Source organism: Streptomyces sp. NPDC058001 (assembly GCF_042886315.1).
GTDB lineage: Bacteria > Actinomycetota > Actinomycetes > Streptomycetales > Streptomycetaceae > Streptomyces.
Map to the genome: position 1 here is coordinate 577911 of NZ_JBHVQT010000002.1, position 15874 is coordinate 593784.

A 15874-nucleotide genomic window follows, 5' to 3' on the forward strand; every position below is an offset into this window, starting at 1 on the left:
TCAGGTCACGTCACGTCGCAGGGGGAGGGCTACGGCGAGGGCGCCGGCCATGAGCGCGTAGGCCGCCAGGACGGCCGCGCCCGCCACCGGCGAGAGCGGCGCCGCCATCGGGAGGGACGCTTCGGCGGCGGCCTCGCGGATCAGGGTGAAGTCGGTGAGCGCGGCGGTCGCGCCACCCGGCAGATACGGGTACACGCGCCCCACGCCGGGGATCAGCGCGAGCGCGTACTCGATCGAGTAGAGGTACAGGCCGAGTGCGATCAGCGTCGTCGTCTGGTTGCGGATCAGCGCGCCGACGCCGACGCCCAGGAGCGTGTACACGGCCATCGCGGCGACCACGCGCAGCAGGAGCCCGGCGACCGTTCCGGCGTCGGCGCCCACTCCGCGTACGGCCAGGGCCGCGTACAGCCCGATCGCCGCCGACGCGGCCACCACCAGGCCGTAGACCAGGCCGGCCGCCGCGTGCACGAGCAGCTTCGCGGTCAGTACGGTGTGCCGGCGCGGCGCGAACAGGAACGTCGACGTGATTGTGGAGTGCCGGTACTCCGACGTCATCGCCATGGCGCCGAACAGCGCCGGGACGATCACGGTCAGCGCGGGCAGGGCGAGTACCGTGCGCAGGCCCTCGTCGGTGCCGAGCCCGGGTAGCGGCGGGTCGAAGTTCTCCGGGCCGACGAGCGCCGTGAGGGCGGTCAGTCCGCCGCCGCACAGCAGCGCGGCGAGCAGGGCCCACTTCCACAGCGCGGTCGTGAGCAGCCTGCGGGTCTCGGCCCGTACGAGCCGGGGCATGCCACCCGTTTTCATATGTGCCCCCCGGTGGCCCGCAGGAAGAGTTGCTCCAGGTCCGTGCCGTCCCCGGTCAGTTCGGCCAGCGGGCCCTGGGCGACCAGTCGGCCGGAGTCGATGATGACGACGTCGTCCACCAACTGCTGGGTCTCGCCGAGTACATGGCTGGAGACCAGGACCGTGCGGCCCTCGGCGGCGAGGGAGCGCAGCAGGCCGCGCAGCCAGGCGATGCCGCGCGGGTCCAGGCCGTTGCCGGGTTCGTCCAGGACCAGGACCGGTGGGTCGGGGAGCAGTGCGGTGGCGAGACCGAGGCGGCGCCGCATCCCCGTCGAGTAGCCACGGGCAGGGCGGTCCGCGAACGACCCCAGTTCCAGCATCCCGATCAGCTCCTCGATCCGCCGCTCGTCGCAGCCCGCCATCGCGCCGTACACCCGCAGGTGGTCGCGGGCGGTGCGGGCCGGGTGGAGATGCGCGCTGTCGAGCAGCGCGCCGACCGTGCCGGGCGGGTCGGGCAGCTCCGCGTACCGCAGGCCGCCGATGGTGGCGGTGCCGGATGTGGGGCGGACCAGGCCGAGGAGCATCCGAAGCGTGGTGGTCTTGCCCGCGCCGTTCGGGCCCAGGAAGCCGGTCACCGTGCCCGGTGCGGCGGTGAAGGTCAGGTCGGTGACGGCTTCGACGGCGCCGAAGCGCTTGGTGAGGGCGTGGGCCTCGATACGGGTCGGGGGCGGCGGCTGGGCCGGGGGCCGATTCATGGGGCGCCTCCTCTCGGCGGATGCGGGGGTCTGTTGCCAGTGCCTGTTGCCGGTGTGCGTTGGCCATCTGTTCTACGACTTGTATAACAGCTATAGTTCACGACGTGCAACTGACCCTCGACCTCGACAGCGAGGTGCCGATCTATCAGCAGATCCGGGACCGGATCGTGGAAGCCGTAGCCACCGGCGACCTGGCGGCCGGCGCCGCACTGCCCTCCACGCGGCACCTCGCGGCGGACCTCGCCATCAACTTCCACACCGTGAACAAGGCGTACGACCTGCTGCGCCGCGAGGGTCTGATCCGGGTCAACCGCAAGAGTGGCGCCGCTGTCCGCCGCGACCCGCACTCCGGACCGCCCGACGCGGCCTTTCCTGACGGGTGGCAGAGCAGGTTGCACACGCTGCTCGCCGAGGCGACCGCGCAGGGGATGCCGCCGGAGGAGGTGCGGCAGCGCGTGGCCGCCGTACTGGACGCGTTCACCACACCGGACACCACACCGAACGTCACACCGAACGTCACACCGGAAGGAGTGTCGGAGTGACTCTGTTGCTCGTGGCCCGCGTCCTGCTCGTCGCCCTGGTGACCGCGGTGGCCTGCGCCCTGCCCGTCCTGGCCCGCCCCGCACTGCCCTTCGGTGTCCGGGTGCCGCCCGCCCGCGAGGACGACCCGGTGGTGGCCGGGCAGCGTCGCGTGTACGCGCGCGTGGTGCTCGCCCTCGGCGTCCTCGCCGCTGTCGGTGCGGTGCTCGCCCCGTCCCGGCATGAGTGGTGGACCGCCGCAGTCCCGCTCGCGTTGCTGGCCGCCGACTCTGTGGCGTACGGGACGGCCCATGCCCGTATCCGCGCCGCCAAGGAGCGCGGCAACTGGTACGAGGGCACCCGGCAGGGCGTGACCGCCGACACCTCACTGCGGACCGACCCCGTACGGCTGCCGTGGTGGTGGCTCGCGCCCGCGGCGGCGGTGACGGTGGCGACGGCGGTCGTGGGGGCGGTGCGGTACGGGGACCTGGAGTCGACGTTCACGACGGCCTTCGCACCGGTCTTCGCGCAGGCGGCGGTCGTGCTTCTCGTACCGCTGACGGCGGCGGTGGTGACGCGGGCCCGGCCGGAACTGGACGCGGCGCGTCCGGCGTCATCGGCGAGGCGCTACCGCGTGTACCTGCACGGGACGGTCGCCGCCCTCGCCGCGACGGCGGCCTGCGTCACCGTGACCCTGCTTCTGCTGGCGCTACGCGACTGGGAGCTGTGGACGTCGTCCCGCTGGACGGCGACCCTCGCCTACGCGCCCCTGGCCGTCGCGGCACTGATCTGGCTGACCCTGGAGGCCAAGGTGGGCCAAGCGGGCCACCGCCTGCCGACCGTCCCCGACGAGGACCCGACGTCCCCCCTGGTCCAACGCGACGACGACCGCCACTGGCATATCGGCGGCTTCGTCTACGCCAACCGCACGGACCCGTCGATCTTCGTCCACCAACGCGCGGGGGGCGCCAGTTGGACGATGAACCTGGGGCATTGGGCGGCGTGGGTGGTGGTGGGAGCGGTGGGTGTGGTGGTTGTCGTGGCGCTGGCGTTCGGGGGCGGCTGGCGCTGAGTTGCCCCCCATCACCCCGAGTTCAGGACGGTTGGGCGTCAAAGTCTCCTCCCAGCGCCCCGAGTTCAGGACCCCGTCGGATCCACCGTCGCCTGATGTGTCTCCGCCAGATGTTCCTCCGCCTTCAGCCACGGCAGGAATTGCGTGCTCTTCTGCCAGCCGCACGTATCGCAGGTGATCGTTCGCTGGACGCCGGTGCGGCGGACGCGGACGGTGTGTTCGCGGCCGTGCTGGTCCCAGCGGCTCACCTTGCTCGTGTTCGTCTGAAGCATGGTTCCTCCTCGCGAGGCCCGCGCCGGAGTTCCCCCGACAGTCGCCCGCCAGAAGTGTGCAGCAACCTCAACATCAACGGGTGGACTTCGTATGGCGCGTGACCAACTCGCCGACGAGGGTGGCCGACGAGAAGTCCGGAGTGAGACGGTTTTTGGTGATCGCCCACGCCGTACCGGTCCCCGTGTCGCCGCATCCGAAGCTGCCGCCCGCGCCGCCGAAGCCGAAGACGGTGGTCCCGTCGGCGCGGGGTTCCGGTCCGGCGTCGAGGGCGCCGAGGGAGTAACCCAGGCCCCAGGTGGCCCGGTTGCCGAAAACCTCGTCGTCGGCGCTCAGCGCGAGGGCCGTCACCTGGCGCAGCCGCTCGGGGGAGACCAGCCGGACCCCGTCGACCTCGCCGAGCAGCGCCGCGTACATCCGGGCGAGGGCGCGGGCCGAGATCTTGCCGCCCGCCGGGATGTCGGCGGCGAGGATGTCGGCACGGTTGCCGAGTTCGGCGGTCGGGAAGGTCGATACCGGTCCCGCCTTCAACATCGGTGAGTCCGGCGGCAGTTGGGACATGTCGAAACCGGACGGCGCGTCCTCCAGACGGGCGAGACGTGCCTGCTCCGGCAGCGGCATCCCGAAGTACAGCTCGTCGGCGACGCCCAGCGGCCCCGCCACCTCATCGCGCAACACCTCCGAGATACGGCGCCCCGTGACCCTGCGGATCACCTCACCGACGAGATAGCCGAAGGTGTACGCGTGGTAGCCCATCTTGGTCCCCGGCTCCCACCACGGCTCGGCGTCGGCGATGACACCGCACATGTGCTCCCAGTCGCAGAGATTCTCGACGGTCGTGTCGAGCGGAACCGCCGGAACTCCCGCCGAATGCGTGAGGACATGCCGTACGGTCACAGCCTCCTTGCCGTGCGCGGCGAACTCCGGCCAGACCTCGGCGACCCGTGTGTCGTAGTCCAACAGCCCCTGTTCGACCAGGACATGGAGCACCGTGGACGTGACGCCCTTGCCGATCGAGTAGTTGTAGAACGGGGTCGACGGCGTGACCTCGCGGCCGGTCGCCGGATCGGCGAGCCCGGCGACGGCGTCGGCCACCAGCGTCCCGTCCCGGTAGACGGCGACCTGGACACCGCGCTCCGCCCCGGACTCGACCAGCTCGTCAAGGGTCCGCTGAAGTTCCTTCTGGAGGTCGGCCATCGTCCCGTGGTCCCTTCGTACGGGGCACGCCCGTGGCGCACCCTCCGTACTACAGACCCGGAACGGCACACCAACTCATCGGTGGCCGACCGTGCTCCCTCGGCCGAACCCTCGGGCGACCGTCCGCCCTCGGGCGACCGTCCGCCCTCAGGCGACCGTCCGAGGCAGCCGCAGACTCAGCAGCACCGTCAGCGCCACCCCGCCCAACTGCGCGAGCAGCGTCACCACGAGCGCGTCCCGCATCCCGAGCCCCGGTGTGAGGCCGAGGAACAGCGAGCCGAGCGTGGCGACCCCGAGCGCGAGGGCGGACTGCTGGGTCGTGATCATGACGCCGCTGCCCACGCCCGCCCGGTCGGACGGCACCTCGGAGAGGATGATCCGGAACAGCACGGGGAGTTGCAGGGCCTGCCCCATCCCGGCGACCGCCGCGCCCGGCATCAGCGACAGGACCCCGAGGTCGGGCCAGTCCCGCCAGGTGGCGAGCGCGAGCAGCGCCACCCCGACGCCCTGGATGAGCCCGCCGGCGGTGACCACCCGGGTCCCGTACCGGGCGATCAGGCGGGGACCGGCCAGCGAGGTCGCGAAGAAGACGACCGCCATCGGCACCAGCGCGAGACCGGCGGGCACCGGACCGAGCCCCGCGCCCTCCTGGAGCGCCACGGCGATCACGAACATGAAGCCGCTGAAGCCGATCGAGAACGGCACGATCATCACCAGGCCGCGCCGCAGCGACAGCAGCCGGAACAGGCTCGGCGGCACCAACGGCGTACGGCCCCGGCGATCCGCGTTCCGCTCGACCCGGTAGAACGCCCACGCCGCGAACGGGAACACGGCCAGCGCCACCCACGTCCACACCGGCCACCCCGCCGCCCGCCCCTCGGTCAGCGGCGCGAGCAGCGTCAGCAGCGCGGTGGCCAGGAGCAGCGTGCCCGGTACGTCGATGGGCGCGGGCCGCTGGGAACGGGTCTCCGGCACCGCACGGACCGCAAGCAGCAGACCGGCGATGACGACGGGCACATTGACGAGGAACACGGCGCGCCAGCCCGAGCCCGCGATGTCGGCGGCCACCAGGACCCCGCCGAGTATCTGCCCGGCGACCATGGACAGCCCGGCCGTCGCCCCGTACAGGCCCATCGCGCGGGCCCGGCGGGGGCCGTGGGTCGCGGCCTGGATGGTGGCGAGCACCTGCGGCAGCATCAGCGCGGCGGCGACGCCCTGCGCGACCCGGGCGCCCACGAGCGACCACGCGTCGGGCGCCAGACCGCACGCCAGCGAGGTGATCCCGAAGGCGGCCATACCGGCGATGAAGAGCCTGCGCCGCCCGAACATGTCACCGAGCCGTCCACCGAGGACGAGCAGCACGGCGTACGAGACGCCGTACCCGGCGACGACGAGTTCCAGGACCGCCGTCCCGGCGGCGAGGTCGCGGCCGATGGTGGGCAGGGCGACATTGACGATGAAGAAGTCGATCAGGGGGAGGGCCGCGCCGAGGAGCACGGTGAACAGGCCGAGGCCGCCGAGGCCGGGGGATTCCGCCGCGCCGCCGTTGCCGGCGCCGGTACGGGGTCGGGTGTTCTGCTGGGTCGGGAGAGTTCCGGTTTCACTCACGACGACCAGGGTTGTCCTCTGCTCAGCCGGGTACCAGAGTGTCTTTATCCTGGTACAAGGAGTACCTGGAAACAGGCTCGGTGATGGGGCACGCTGGAGTCATGAGCGTGAACCAGGACATGGTGCTTCCGCAGGAGTCGGAGTCGCTTGCACGAGAGGCGCTTCCGCAGGAGGTGTACGACCCGCGCGCGGAGATCCGGCGCCATGAACTCGCCGCGTTCCTGCGCAGCAGGCGCGAGCGCATCAGCCCCGAGCAGGTCGGCCTGGAGCGCGGACGCAGGCGCCGTACGCCGGGCCTTCGCCGCGAGGAGGTCGCGCATCTGTCGGCCGTGGGCGTCACCTGGTACACGTGGCTGGAACAGGCCAGGGACATCCAGGTCTCGGCACAGGTGCTCGACGCCGTCGCCCGCACGCTGCTGCTCGACACCAGCGAGCGTACGCATCTGTTCAACCTCGCGGCGGCCGTCGACCCGGCGCCCCGCACCCCGTGCCCGTCGATCACACCCGCCCTGCGCACCATGCTGGAGCAACTGGAACCGATCCCGGCGTGCATCCAGAACAGCCGGTACGACATCCTCGCGTACAACCGCACCTACGGGCGGCTGCTCTGCGACCTGGACTCGGTGCCTCCCGAGGACCGCAACTGCATGCTGATGATCTTCACCAATGAGCAGTGGCGGTCCTCGATCGTGCTCCTGGAGGAGACCGCGCGGCTCATGGCGGCGAAGTTCCGCGCCTCGATGGCGCAGCACCTCGCCGAACCGGCCTGGAAGGTCCTCCTCAAGCGGCTCCAGACGGCGTCCCCGGAGTTCCGCGAGGTCTGGCAGCGGCATGAGGTCGTGGACAACCGCGGCAAACGCAAACAGTTCCGCAACGCCCACGTCGGCCTGCTCACCCTCGACCACACGGACCTGTGGCTGGGCCCGTCGACGGGCCCGCGCATGGTGACGTACGTACCGGCCGACGAAGAGTCACGGCGGGGCCTGGAAAAGCTCCACGAGCTGACGCTTCAGGGGGCGCCGTCGTAGTCGCCGCGGAGTCACCCGCCGCCTGACTGGTCCGGCTTCCGGCCCAGCCGCCTGATCATGAGAGCGTTTTCGGCAAGAGCCTCGCGGTGCGGCGCTTCGGTTTCGGGGTCGTGCACGTTCCATGAGTGCTCTTGGGCGTGATTGAGGTAGAGGGTGCACGCGTCGTCGTCCGGGCCGCCCTCGCTCTGGGTTTCGCACCAGTGCAGGGTCTCGAACCGGATCGTCGCGTCAGTGTTCCAGCGGGCCCACAGCGCGTGGGTGGGTTTGTGGTCCCAGTCCCATACGTGGTCGGCGTGTTCGCCGTCGTGTTCGTGCCCGAGTTCGCAACGGGCGCGTAGGGGTGCGTGGTCCAATTCGCTGTCGAGGACTCGCCCTTGCCCGGCGAGGATGGCGAAGAGCAGCCCGACGAGCGGGACATCGGCTGTGGCGGTGCACTGGCGCACGAGGAGGCTCACCGTCATTCGTCTCGGGTGACGCGGGCGTGGTCGGTTGCCACCCGGCGGAACAGGTTGTGTCCGGTCCGGCCGGTGTGGCGTAGACACCAGTCCTGTGCCCCTTCTTGGGCGTCCCGGAGGCCGGATGTCTCTTCGCAGCCGGACGCCGCACAGAACGCCTCGAACGTCGCTCCGTGCGCCGGCTCCTGCCGGATCGTGTGGTGCACGAACCGCAGAACGGCGCGGGTCACCCGTCCTCCTCGCCGGTCAGCACCTCGTACAGCTCGATCTGCGCGGTCACTTCTGCGTGCAACTCGGCCCAGGTGGCCGCTGTGACCGTGTGGCACAGCGGTTCGGCTGCCTCGCCGTTGTTCGCCTTGAGGGCTTCCACGGGGTACGGGGACGTCGCGTACCAGTGCGTCGTGTGCGTGCTGTCCGCCTGTGACGAGAAAGCCGTCCATCCCTCCGGCAGGCGCGCGTGCTCGCTCATACGCTGCTGAGTCCGGGTCACTGCGCCATCTCCTTCGGAGCGTCGCAATCCGAGTGCCAGTACGCCGTGACCGGGGAGACGCCCCGGCGGGCCACCATGCCCCGACGGCAACTCTCAAGGCTTTTGATGGGGTTGAGGCACGAGGGGCACGTCTCGCCTTTCGGCGCGTAGGTCGTGTACTCCCGCTGTCGTGCGTCGGTGTCCGTCGTGGTCGTGCGCCTGGTTGTAGCTTTGGGCACTGTCGTCAACCTCCGTGGGGTTGGTGGCCACGCCCCCGGACCGGTCGCACGGTCGCGGGGGTCCTCGCTGTCCGGCACGTGCTTCGTGCCGTCCGAAAGAGCTTCAGCCGTACGCGGCGTATCGCGGAACAGCGAACGGGGAACCCCGCAAGGGCTTTTGGGGAACCCCGTTGTGACGCGTTTGGGGAACCCCCGTCCTGGGGCCGGGACTACTCTGGAAAGAGATCACTGCCGTCCCTGCTCAGGTGGGCCCATGGACGAACGCGAGACCCGTCGCAGCGGCTTTCCGCTGACGATCCCCGACGCGCTTCTTCAGAGCGAGGCAATGCAACGCGCCTGCGCCGCACGGGACTTCCAGGAGATTTTTCGTCTCGTCAACCGGCGCACCGGCTCAAGCTACGCGGTGATGGCCGCCGCGGTCGGGAAGATGACCAGTTCACGCGTGAGCGACATCGTCCGAGGTGTCCGCGGCATCCGAGGCCGTGAGGTCATCGAACGCGTGGCTGACGGGTTCGGTATCCCCGGGGGAATGCTTGGATTGCCCGAACGGCCGTGGGAGGGTTCCCGAGACAGTGTTGAAGAAACCACTGACGCATGCGCTGGAGTCGGGGGTGTAACCGACTCCGAGGTGAAGCCGCAGCACGAGACATCCTCAGTCGTTCCCGATGCACCCGGTATTACACCGGTACCAATTTTCATGAATGGCCAGGTGGTTGTGATTCCGATGGACCGGGAAACCCTGGAGTCCTGCGGACTCGGCAGTCTCCGTAACCCAATGGCAACCCCTGGCAATGCTGCATGGCATACCGCCCCGACCATGGAACGCGAAGTGATGAGCCCGCTCAATCGCCGGACCCTCCTCAAGGGAGGAGTGGCCGCTGCTGCTCTGGCAGCGGTCGACCTTGAAGAGATCCAACACGTGGCCGCAGCGCTGGAAGATGCGCACCGCTACCTTGACGGTCCGGTGGTCGAGTACTTCCGAAAGCAGCTCGAAACGGCCAAACATGACGATGGGGCGCTCGGTGCACAGAAAATCCTTCCGCTGGTTCTCGGCCTGGTGAGTGCTATTGAGCAGAGGGCACGGGACGCGAAGTCCGCAGTACGACGAGAGCTGTTGTCCGTTGGTGCGGACGGCGCGGAATTTGCTGGATGGCTGTACCGCGACATCCAGCAACCAGCTATTGCAGTTTTCTGGTACGACCGGGCCATGGAATGGGCGCAAGAAGCCAACGACCCTGCCATGCAGGGTTATATGCTGCTCAAGAAATCTCAAATGGCGTATGACGAGGGTGACGCTGGACGCATTTTGACACTGGCACAAGCGGGCCGGCATGGGAGGTGGCAACTCCCGCCCCGTGTGCAAGCGGAGCTGCTACAGCAGGAAGCCCTGGGGTGCGCCATGCTCGGCGAACCGTTCTCACTGGTCGAGCAGAAGCTCGGTACGGCTCACGAACTTCTTACCCATGCCGCTGACAGTGAGCCGGGCGGCCTTGGCGCATACTTCAACGAACATACGTTGTTGCTCCGGAATGCGGTGACCTACACCGAGGCCGGTAAGCCGAGTCTCGCCGCCGATCTATTCGGCGAAATCATTTCGACTGGAACATTCTCCTGCCGTGACGTTGGATTCTTCAATGCCCGACGTTCGGCGGCATTGGCTCTGAGTGGCGAGCCGGACGAGGCAGCCCTGGTTGGTACTGCTTCGGCGAAGGTAGCTCGGGCGATGAGTTCTGAACGCACCATGCGGGTATTGGGCGAAGTATCGCAGACACTGAACCGCTGGCGAACTCGTCCCGTGGTGCGGGAGTTCCATGAGACGCTACAGACTGCCTAGCTAATCCTGTGAATGGTCTACGGTCAGCCACTCTGCTACCGTGCGAATTACGAAAGCCTGCCATTCCTGGCTCTGCGGATTCAGATATCTTGGATCGTCGTGCACGGCGAAACCGTGCTGTGATCCTTCGATCTCGATGAGTTCGCAGGGGGCCCGGAAATGTTGCACCGCGGACCGCGACGAGGCGATGGGCACAAAGGTGTCTTCGGTGCCGTGCACGACAAGTGTCGGGGCTTGTACCTCGCCCAGCACCTCGTGCGGGTGCAGCCAGAACACCTCATTGAGCAGCGGCCGTCCATGCCGCAGTGTCGGTGTGAACTGGATAAATCCTTGCTCGGTGAGTTGCTCCGCCGCTTCCTCGTCGATCGAGTCATCGACCCAGTAGGAACGCGTGTCGATGGTGCGCCATTTGTAGTCCAACTGAGGATTGAACAGCACCAGCCGCGAAAGGTCCCCCGAACGCTTGGCAGCGTAGTACGCGCAGATACCGCCCCCGAAGCTGGCGCCCAACAACGTAATTTCCTGAGCGGCCGTGGCGTCGCGCAGACAGGCGATGGCCACCCGAATGTCATTGAGGATCGTGGTGAGCGTCAGTTCTTCCTGGCGGCCCCCACTCTCGCCGTGGCCTCGCAAGTCGAAGCGGAGAGACGCCACACCACTCTCAGCCAGTCCGGCGGCCAAGCGCGTGAAAAACCCGCCCTCTTCACGGGTGACCCCACCGCCATGAACGAGCACGACGCCGTGCGAGGCCGCTGCGTCAGGGCTCACGAGCGTACCGGCCAGGCGCAAACCATCAAGTGTCCGAAGCGTCACGCTGTTTGCTGTTGGCATGACGCGAGCCTAGTACCTTGGCGAACAACCCGGCTTGGCCGGTCGCTGACGTACAGCCGGTCTTGTGCAGGGACCGTCAAGTCAGTGACCGAGCTGGGGAGAACGGACATCTTCAACGAAAGGGCCAGTGTCCTCCAGGCCGCTTGACCTGTTCGCTCGACGAGAGTCAGCAACGATTGGGGAAATCCCTTGCAGAACGACAACGGCCGTATTTTTCGGGAAGCTTGGATCGCCGGGGTGCACAAGCACTTTCCTGGGGCACCCAAGCCCGGCTACGTGACCCCCTGGGACGAAACGCCCGAGTGGGAACGCGAAGCAGCCACGGCGGTGTACGGCCAGGTTCACGACTTCATCCGGGTGAGCGAGGGCAACACGGCGAAGCTCGTTCGGGAACAGAAGGGGCAGTTCGTCGCGCTCTGCTGGATCGCCCAGATTCACAAGCATTTCGCCTCACCGAAGCCGAGCTACGTGGCCGACTGGTCGGAGCTTCCTGAATGGCAGCAGCAAACGAACGCGGACGTTTTTGAAGCCATCGAGCAAGAAACCGTCGGGCAAGCCAACCGGTGAGGGTGGGTCGGTAATACGCCGGAGTCGCCCCGGCGGTGCCGAATCCGGCCCGGTCGTGGCAGGCCCTCCGCAGGAGCCGGTGCCCGGTCAGCCCCCCGACGTGTCCTGTTCCGCGTCCTCCGTCAAGCCCGTGCAATCGTTCGGGTCCTTCAGCCAGCCGTCCGGCAGGATCACCCGGTTCTTGCCGGAGGTGCGGCCCCGGGGGCCGTCCGCGTCGGTGGGCCAGGACTGGGCCAGGTCCAGTTCGGAGAGGCCGGCCTCCAGGTCGGCGAGGGACGACGTCACGGCCAGCCGCTTCCGCATGTCCGAGCCGACCGAGAACCCCTTCAGGTACCAGGCCACATGCTTACGGAAGTCGATGACGCCCCGCGGCTCGTCCCCCAGCCACTCCCCGAGCAGCGTCGCGTGCCGCACCATCACCGAGGCGACCTCCCGCAGCGAAGGCGCCGCCACGGCACCCGTACCGGTGAACGCCGCCACCAGGTCCCCGAACAGCCACGGCCGCCCGAGGCACCCGCGCCCCACGACCACCCCGTCGCACCCGGTCTCCCGCATCATCCGCAGCGCGTCACCGGCCGACCAGATGTCGCCGTTGCCGAGCACCGGAATCTCGGGCACATGTTCCTTGAGCCGGGCGATGGCGTCCCAGTCCGCCGTACCGCCGTAGTGCTGCGCGGCCGTGCGTCCGTGCAGCGCGATGGCCGTGACGCCCTCCTCGACCGCGATCCGCCCGGCGTCGAGGTACGTGATGTGGTCGTCGTCGATGCCCTTGCGCATCTTCATGGTGACCGGCAGGTCCCCCGCCCCGGTCACCGCCTCCCGCAGGATCGCCCGCAGCAGAGGCCGCTTGTACGGCAGCGCCGACCCCCCGCCCTTACGGGTCACCTTCGGCACCGGGCACCCGAAGTTCAGGTCGATGTGGTCCGCGAGGCCCTCGTCGGCGATCATGCGGACCGCCTTGCCGACGGTCGCCGGGTCCACTCCGTACAGCTGGATCGAGCGCGGGGTCTCACTCGCGTCGAAGTGGATCAGCTGCATGGTCTTCTCGTTGCGCTCGACCAGCGCGCGCGTCGTGATCATCTCGCTGACGAACAGCCCCTTGCCACCGCTGAATTCACGGCACAGCGTGCGGAAGGGCGCGTTCGTGATCCCGGCCATGGGCGCGAGCACGACCGGCGGCTGCACGGTGTGCGGACCGATGGCCAGGGCGCGGGAGGAGGCCGCGGTGGCGGAGGCAGCGGTGGAGGTAGCAGCGGCGGCGTCGGCAGGGGCGGCGTCGGCTACGGAGACGGCTTGGGCGGACGTGGACATCCCCCCATTCTCACCCACGACGCCCCACACGCCAATGTTGTTAGTTAGGCGTACTATTGATAGATGTCCGAGCTGAGCCACCGACGCCGGATGCTCGTGCTGGGGATCTGCTGTATGAGCCTGCTGATCGTCAGCCTCGACACCACCGTGCTGAATGTCGCCCTGCCCTCCATCCAGCGTGATCTGGACGCGAGCGTGGCCGGACTCCAGTGGACGATCGACGCGTACACACTGGTGCTCGCCTCGCTGCTGATGCTGGCCGGTTCCACGGCCGACCGGATCGGCAGACGCCGCGTCTTCAAGTACGGCCTGGTCCTGTTCACGCTCGGCTCCCTGCTCTGCTCCGTGGCGCCGAATCTGGAGCTGCTGGTCGTGTTCCGTATGCTCCAGGCGGTCGGCGGCTCAATGCTCAATCCGGTCGCGATGTCGATCATCACGAACACCTTCACGGACCCGCGTGAGCGGGCCCGCGCCATTGGTGCCTGGGGCGCCGTCGTCGGCATATCCATGGCGGCGGGCCCTCTGATCGGTGGTCTCCTGGTCGACGCGGTCAGCTGGCGCTCGATCTTCTGGATCAACCTCCCGGTGGGCATCGCCGCCCTGCTCCTGACCATCCGGTACGTCCCGGAGTCCCGCGCCCCGAAGCCGCGCCGCCCCGACCCGGTCGCCCAGCTCCTGGTGATCGCCCTGCTCGGCTCGCTGACGTACGCGATCATCGAGGCCCCCGGCTCCGGCATCACCTCGCCGAAGATCCTCACCTTCGGCGCCCTCGCGCTGGTCTCCCTCATCGGACTGATCTTCTACGAGCCCCGGCGCGCGGAACCCCTGATCGACCTGCGGTTCTTCCGTAGCGCGCCGTTCAGTGGGGCGACCGTGATCGCGGTGAGCGCCTTTGCCGCGCTGGGCGGGTTCCTGTTCCTGAACACCCTGTATCTCCAGGAGGTACGGGGTCTGTCCGCCCTGCACGCGGGGCTGTGGATGCTGCCGATGGCGGCGATGACGTTCGTCTGCGCACCCCTGTCCGGACGGATCGTCGGCAATCGCGGACCGCGCGTCTCGCTGCTGATCGCCGGGGTTGCGATGACCCTCAGCGGGGTGATGTTCGCCGGCTTCGGCGCGGAGACGTCGGACGCGACCCTGGTCATCGGGTACGTCCTGTTCGGTCTCGGCTTCGGTTTCGTCAACGCCCCGATCACCAACACCGCCGTCTCCGGCATGCCCCGCGAACAGGCCGGCGTCGCCTCGGCCGTGGCGTCGACCAGCCGCCAGATCGGCACCACGCTGGGCGTCGCGGTGATCGGAGCGGTCCTCGCGACGGGCGTGACCGCGACCTCGTACCGCACGGACTTCGTGGCCGCGAGCCGCCCCGCCTACTGGATCCTTACCGTCTGCGGCCTACTGGTCCTGACGATCGGCGCCCTGACCAGCGGAACCTGGGCCCGCCGCACAGCGGACCGCACGGCCCTGCGACTGCGACCGGGGGCGACATCCACCCCGGAACCGGCGGAGGCCCGCTCGAAGGGGTGACGCCCACGTCGACCGGACAGGAACCGACAGGAACCGACAGGAACCGACAGGAACCGTACAGGCCCTTCGCGGGCTAACGCTGGGCCGCCGCCGAGATCTGGCCGACCAGGACCGCGAACGGCATGTCCAGTGCCGCATAGACCGCTCCGGACTCCGGGGCGGCGTTGTCCGCCAGGGCCTCGACCATGAGCGTGGCGTAGTCGCTGAGGATGACTCCGGCCTGTTGCATGCGGAGCAGGCCCGCCTCCCGCTTGGTCCGGCTGAAGGTGCCCGACGCGTCGACGGCCACATACGCGTCGTACCCGGCGGCGATGGCCGCGTAGGCCGGCAGAGCCGCGCAGACCTCCAGCGACACTCCCGCGAAGATCAGTTTCCGGCGGCCGGTCGCCATGATGGCCTCACGTACCCGGTCGTCGTGCCAGGCGTTGACCGTGCTCCGGTCGATGATCTTCTGCCCGGCGGGCAGCGCCTCGACCAGTTCGGGTGCGGTCGGCCCCCACAGGCTGTCGGCCGCCGTGGTGGTGGCGACCAGCGGGATGTCCAGCGCGGTCGCCGCCCGTGCGAGGGCCGCGACGTTGTGCTTCAGCTCGTCCACGGGAATGTCCCGCACTCCTGACAGGAGGCCGACCTGGTGGTCTACGAGCACCACGGCCACGTTCGTCCGGGTGATCGGCTCCAGGAACTTGCTGGGCTCGTTCATTTTTCCGCTCCTTGAGTCCTGTCTGGCGCTGTCTGGCGCCGTCTTGACTGTCTTGCCTTACGAAGTACTTTAGTCATTAATCTTGATAGTCAAGGTTCGTGACTTGTTTCAAATGTAGGTCGCCTTCCCCCGGAGCGCAAGCGCCGGTGACGGTGAGGCATGGGTCGGGCGGAGGGTGACTAAAATCGCCGGTCACAGGGGCGAGCGGCGAACGACCGCCGGGACGGGAGACGGCGTTGACCGGGCTGGAAGCCAAAGATCCGGACGTCGGCGTGCTCGCCGCGCGGCTGCTGTTCGCCGTCCAGCGAGAGCTGTACGCGTCTCTCGCCGAGCAGGGATTCGACGACATCCAGCCCCGTACCGGAGCCGTGCTCGCCTACCTGAGGGCCGACGGCATCCGCGCCAGCGAACTGGCGCAGCTCTCCGGGCAGCACAAACAGATCATCGGGACACTCATCGACGACCTGGAACGGCTCGGCTACGTCGAACGCCGGCCCGACCCCGCCGACCGCCGGGCCAAACTCATCTGCCCCACCGACCGTGGGCTGCTCCAGATGCAGGCCGCCGCGTCCATCATGGGCGCCATCGAGGAACGCCAGGCGCAGGCACTGGGCGAACCGGAGTACACGGCGTTCAAGACAGCGCTCCGCCAGGTCGCCGAGCTTCAGCGCGAAGCGCGTTGACAACCGTTGAAGCCCCGGCAAGGAAC

General features: G+C 68.7%; 18 protein-coding genes. 7 read left to right on the forward strand and 11 right to left on the reverse strand.

From position 1 onward, the window contains the following. Entirely contained in the window at positions 1-804 is an 804-nt protein-coding gene (locus ACFVT5_RS05995) for an ABC transporter permease (RefSeq protein ID WP_389881843.1), read from the reverse strand. Further along, positions 801-1538: an ABC transporter ATP-binding protein gene (locus ACFVT5_RS06000; protein WP_389881845.1), complete on the reverse strand. Its 738-nt coding sequence runs from the start codon at positions 1536-1538 to the stop codon at positions 801-803. Before ACFVT5_RS06000 ends, ACFVT5_RS05995 begins: the two co-directional genes overlap by 4 nt. 104 nt (positions 1539-1642) lie before the next feature. Between ACFVT5_RS06000 and ACFVT5_RS06005 the strand changes: the two genes are divergently transcribed. After that, on the forward strand, positions 1643-2080 hold the full coding sequence (locus ACFVT5_RS06005; protein WP_389881847.1) for a GntR family transcriptional regulator: 438 nt from the start codon (positions 1643-1645) through the stop codon (positions 2078-2080). Beyond that, positions 2077-3129: a DUF1648 domain-containing protein gene (locus ACFVT5_RS06010; protein ID WP_389881849.1), complete on the forward strand. Its 1053-nt coding sequence runs from the start codon at positions 2077-2079 to the stop codon at positions 3127-3129. The genes ACFVT5_RS06005 and ACFVT5_RS06010 overlap by 4 nt, the downstream gene beginning before the upstream one ends. A gap of 65 nt (positions 3130-3194) precedes the next feature. Here ACFVT5_RS06010 and ACFVT5_RS06015 read toward each other — a convergent pair whose 3' ends face one another. The 3 genes from ACFVT5_RS06015 to ACFVT5_RS06025 all read right to left on the reverse strand — a co-directional run bounded on the left by ACFVT5_RS06015 (position 3195) and on the right by ACFVT5_RS06025 (position 6102). Next, complete coding sequence (locus ACFVT5_RS06015) at positions 3195-3401, reverse strand: hypothetical protein (RefSeq protein WP_389881851.1); 207 nt, start codon at positions 3399-3401, stop codon at positions 3195-3197. Between the two features lie 73 nt (positions 3402-3474). After that, positions 3475-4596: a serine hydrolase domain-containing protein gene (locus ACFVT5_RS06020; protein ID WP_389881853.1), complete on the reverse strand. Its 1122-nt coding sequence runs from the start codon at positions 4594-4596 to the stop codon at positions 3475-3477. Positions 4597-4743: 147 nt separating this feature from the next. Then, positions 4744-6102: an MFS transporter gene (locus ACFVT5_RS06025; protein WP_389882112.1), complete on the reverse strand. Its 1359-nt coding sequence runs from the start codon at positions 6100-6102 to the stop codon at positions 4744-4746. Positions 6103-6323: 221 nt separating this feature from the next. Between ACFVT5_RS06025 and ACFVT5_RS06030 the strand changes: the two genes are divergently transcribed. Continuing rightward, positions 6324-7232, forward strand: a complete 909-nt coding sequence (locus ACFVT5_RS06030; RefSeq protein ID WP_389882114.1) for a helix-turn-helix transcriptional regulator — start codon at positions 6324-6326, stop codon at positions 7230-7232. A gap of 11 nt (positions 7233-7243) precedes the next feature. Here the strand turns inward: ACFVT5_RS06030 and ACFVT5_RS06035 are convergent, their stop codons facing one another. Genes ACFVT5_RS06035 through ACFVT5_RS06045 form a run of 3 tightly spaced genes read right to left on the reverse strand, consistent with a single transcriptional unit; the run spans position 7244 to position 8156 of the window. Next, positions 7244-7693: a hypothetical protein gene (locus ACFVT5_RS06035; RefSeq protein ID WP_389881855.1), complete on the reverse strand. Its 450-nt coding sequence runs from the start codon at positions 7691-7693 to the stop codon at positions 7244-7246. After that, positions 7690-7917 (reverse strand): hypothetical protein, encoded by a 228-nt coding sequence (locus ACFVT5_RS06040; protein WP_389881857.1) that lies wholly within the window; start codon positions 7915-7917, stop codon positions 7690-7692. Before ACFVT5_RS06040 ends, ACFVT5_RS06035 begins: the two co-directional genes overlap by 4 nt. Next, a complete protein-coding gene (locus tag ACFVT5_RS06045; protein ID WP_389881859.1) occupies positions 7914-8156 on the reverse strand; it encodes a hypothetical protein in 243 nt (80 codons plus the stop codon). The genes ACFVT5_RS06040 and ACFVT5_RS06045 overlap by 4 nt, the downstream gene beginning before the upstream one ends. Before the next feature lie 492 nt (positions 8157-8648). Between ACFVT5_RS06045 and ACFVT5_RS06050 the strand changes: the two genes are divergently transcribed. Then, complete coding sequence (locus tag ACFVT5_RS06050) at positions 8649-10229, forward strand: XRE family transcriptional regulator (RefSeq protein ID WP_389881861.1); 1581 nt, start codon at positions 8649-8651, stop codon at positions 10227-10229. Here the strand turns inward: ACFVT5_RS06050 and ACFVT5_RS06055 are convergent, their stop codons facing one another. After that, positions 10230-11060 carry an alpha/beta hydrolase gene (locus tag ACFVT5_RS06055; protein ID WP_389881862.1) on the reverse strand — a complete coding sequence of 277 codons (831 nt, stop codon included), beginning with the start codon at positions 11058-11060 and terminating at the stop codon, positions 10230-10232. It abuts the gene before it with no gap. A 189-nt stretch (positions 11061-11249) separates the two neighbouring features. On the opposite strand from ACFVT5_RS06055, the gene ACFVT5_RS06060 reads away from it, so the two are divergent. Beyond that, positions 11250-11627 (forward strand): hypothetical protein, encoded by a 378-nt coding sequence (locus ACFVT5_RS06060; RefSeq protein WP_389881864.1) that lies wholly within the window; start codon positions 11250-11252, stop codon positions 11625-11627. 87 nt (positions 11628-11714) lie between these two features. On the opposite strand, the gene dusB is transcribed toward ACFVT5_RS06060, so the two are convergent. Beyond that, on the reverse strand, positions 11715-12785 hold the full coding sequence (gene dusB / locus ACFVT5_RS06065) for a tRNA dihydrouridine synthase DusB (protein WP_389882116.1): 1071 nt from the start codon (positions 12783-12785) through the stop codon (positions 11715-11717). A gap of 216 nt (positions 12786-13001) precedes the next feature. On the opposite strand from dusB, the gene ACFVT5_RS06070 reads away from it, so the two are divergent. Then, positions 13002-14465 carry an MFS transporter gene (locus tag ACFVT5_RS06070; RefSeq protein WP_389881865.1) on the forward strand — a complete coding sequence of 488 codons (1464 nt, stop codon included), beginning with the start codon at positions 13002-13004 and terminating at the stop codon, positions 14463-14465. Between the two features lie 73 nt (positions 14466-14538). On the opposite strand, the gene ACFVT5_RS06075 is transcribed toward ACFVT5_RS06070, so the two are convergent. Continuing rightward, positions 14539-15165, reverse strand: coding sequence for an isochorismatase family protein (locus ACFVT5_RS06075; protein ID WP_389881867.1), 627 nt, complete (start codon positions 15163-15165; stop codon positions 14539-14541). Positions 15166-15401: 236 nt separating this feature from the next. Between ACFVT5_RS06075 and ACFVT5_RS06080 the strand changes: the two genes are divergently transcribed. Further along, positions 15402-15848 (forward strand): MarR family winged helix-turn-helix transcriptional regulator, encoded by a 447-nt coding sequence (locus ACFVT5_RS06080; protein WP_389881869.1) that lies wholly within the window; start codon positions 15402-15404, stop codon positions 15846-15848. The last annotated feature ends 26 nt before the right edge of the window (positions 15849-15874 follow it).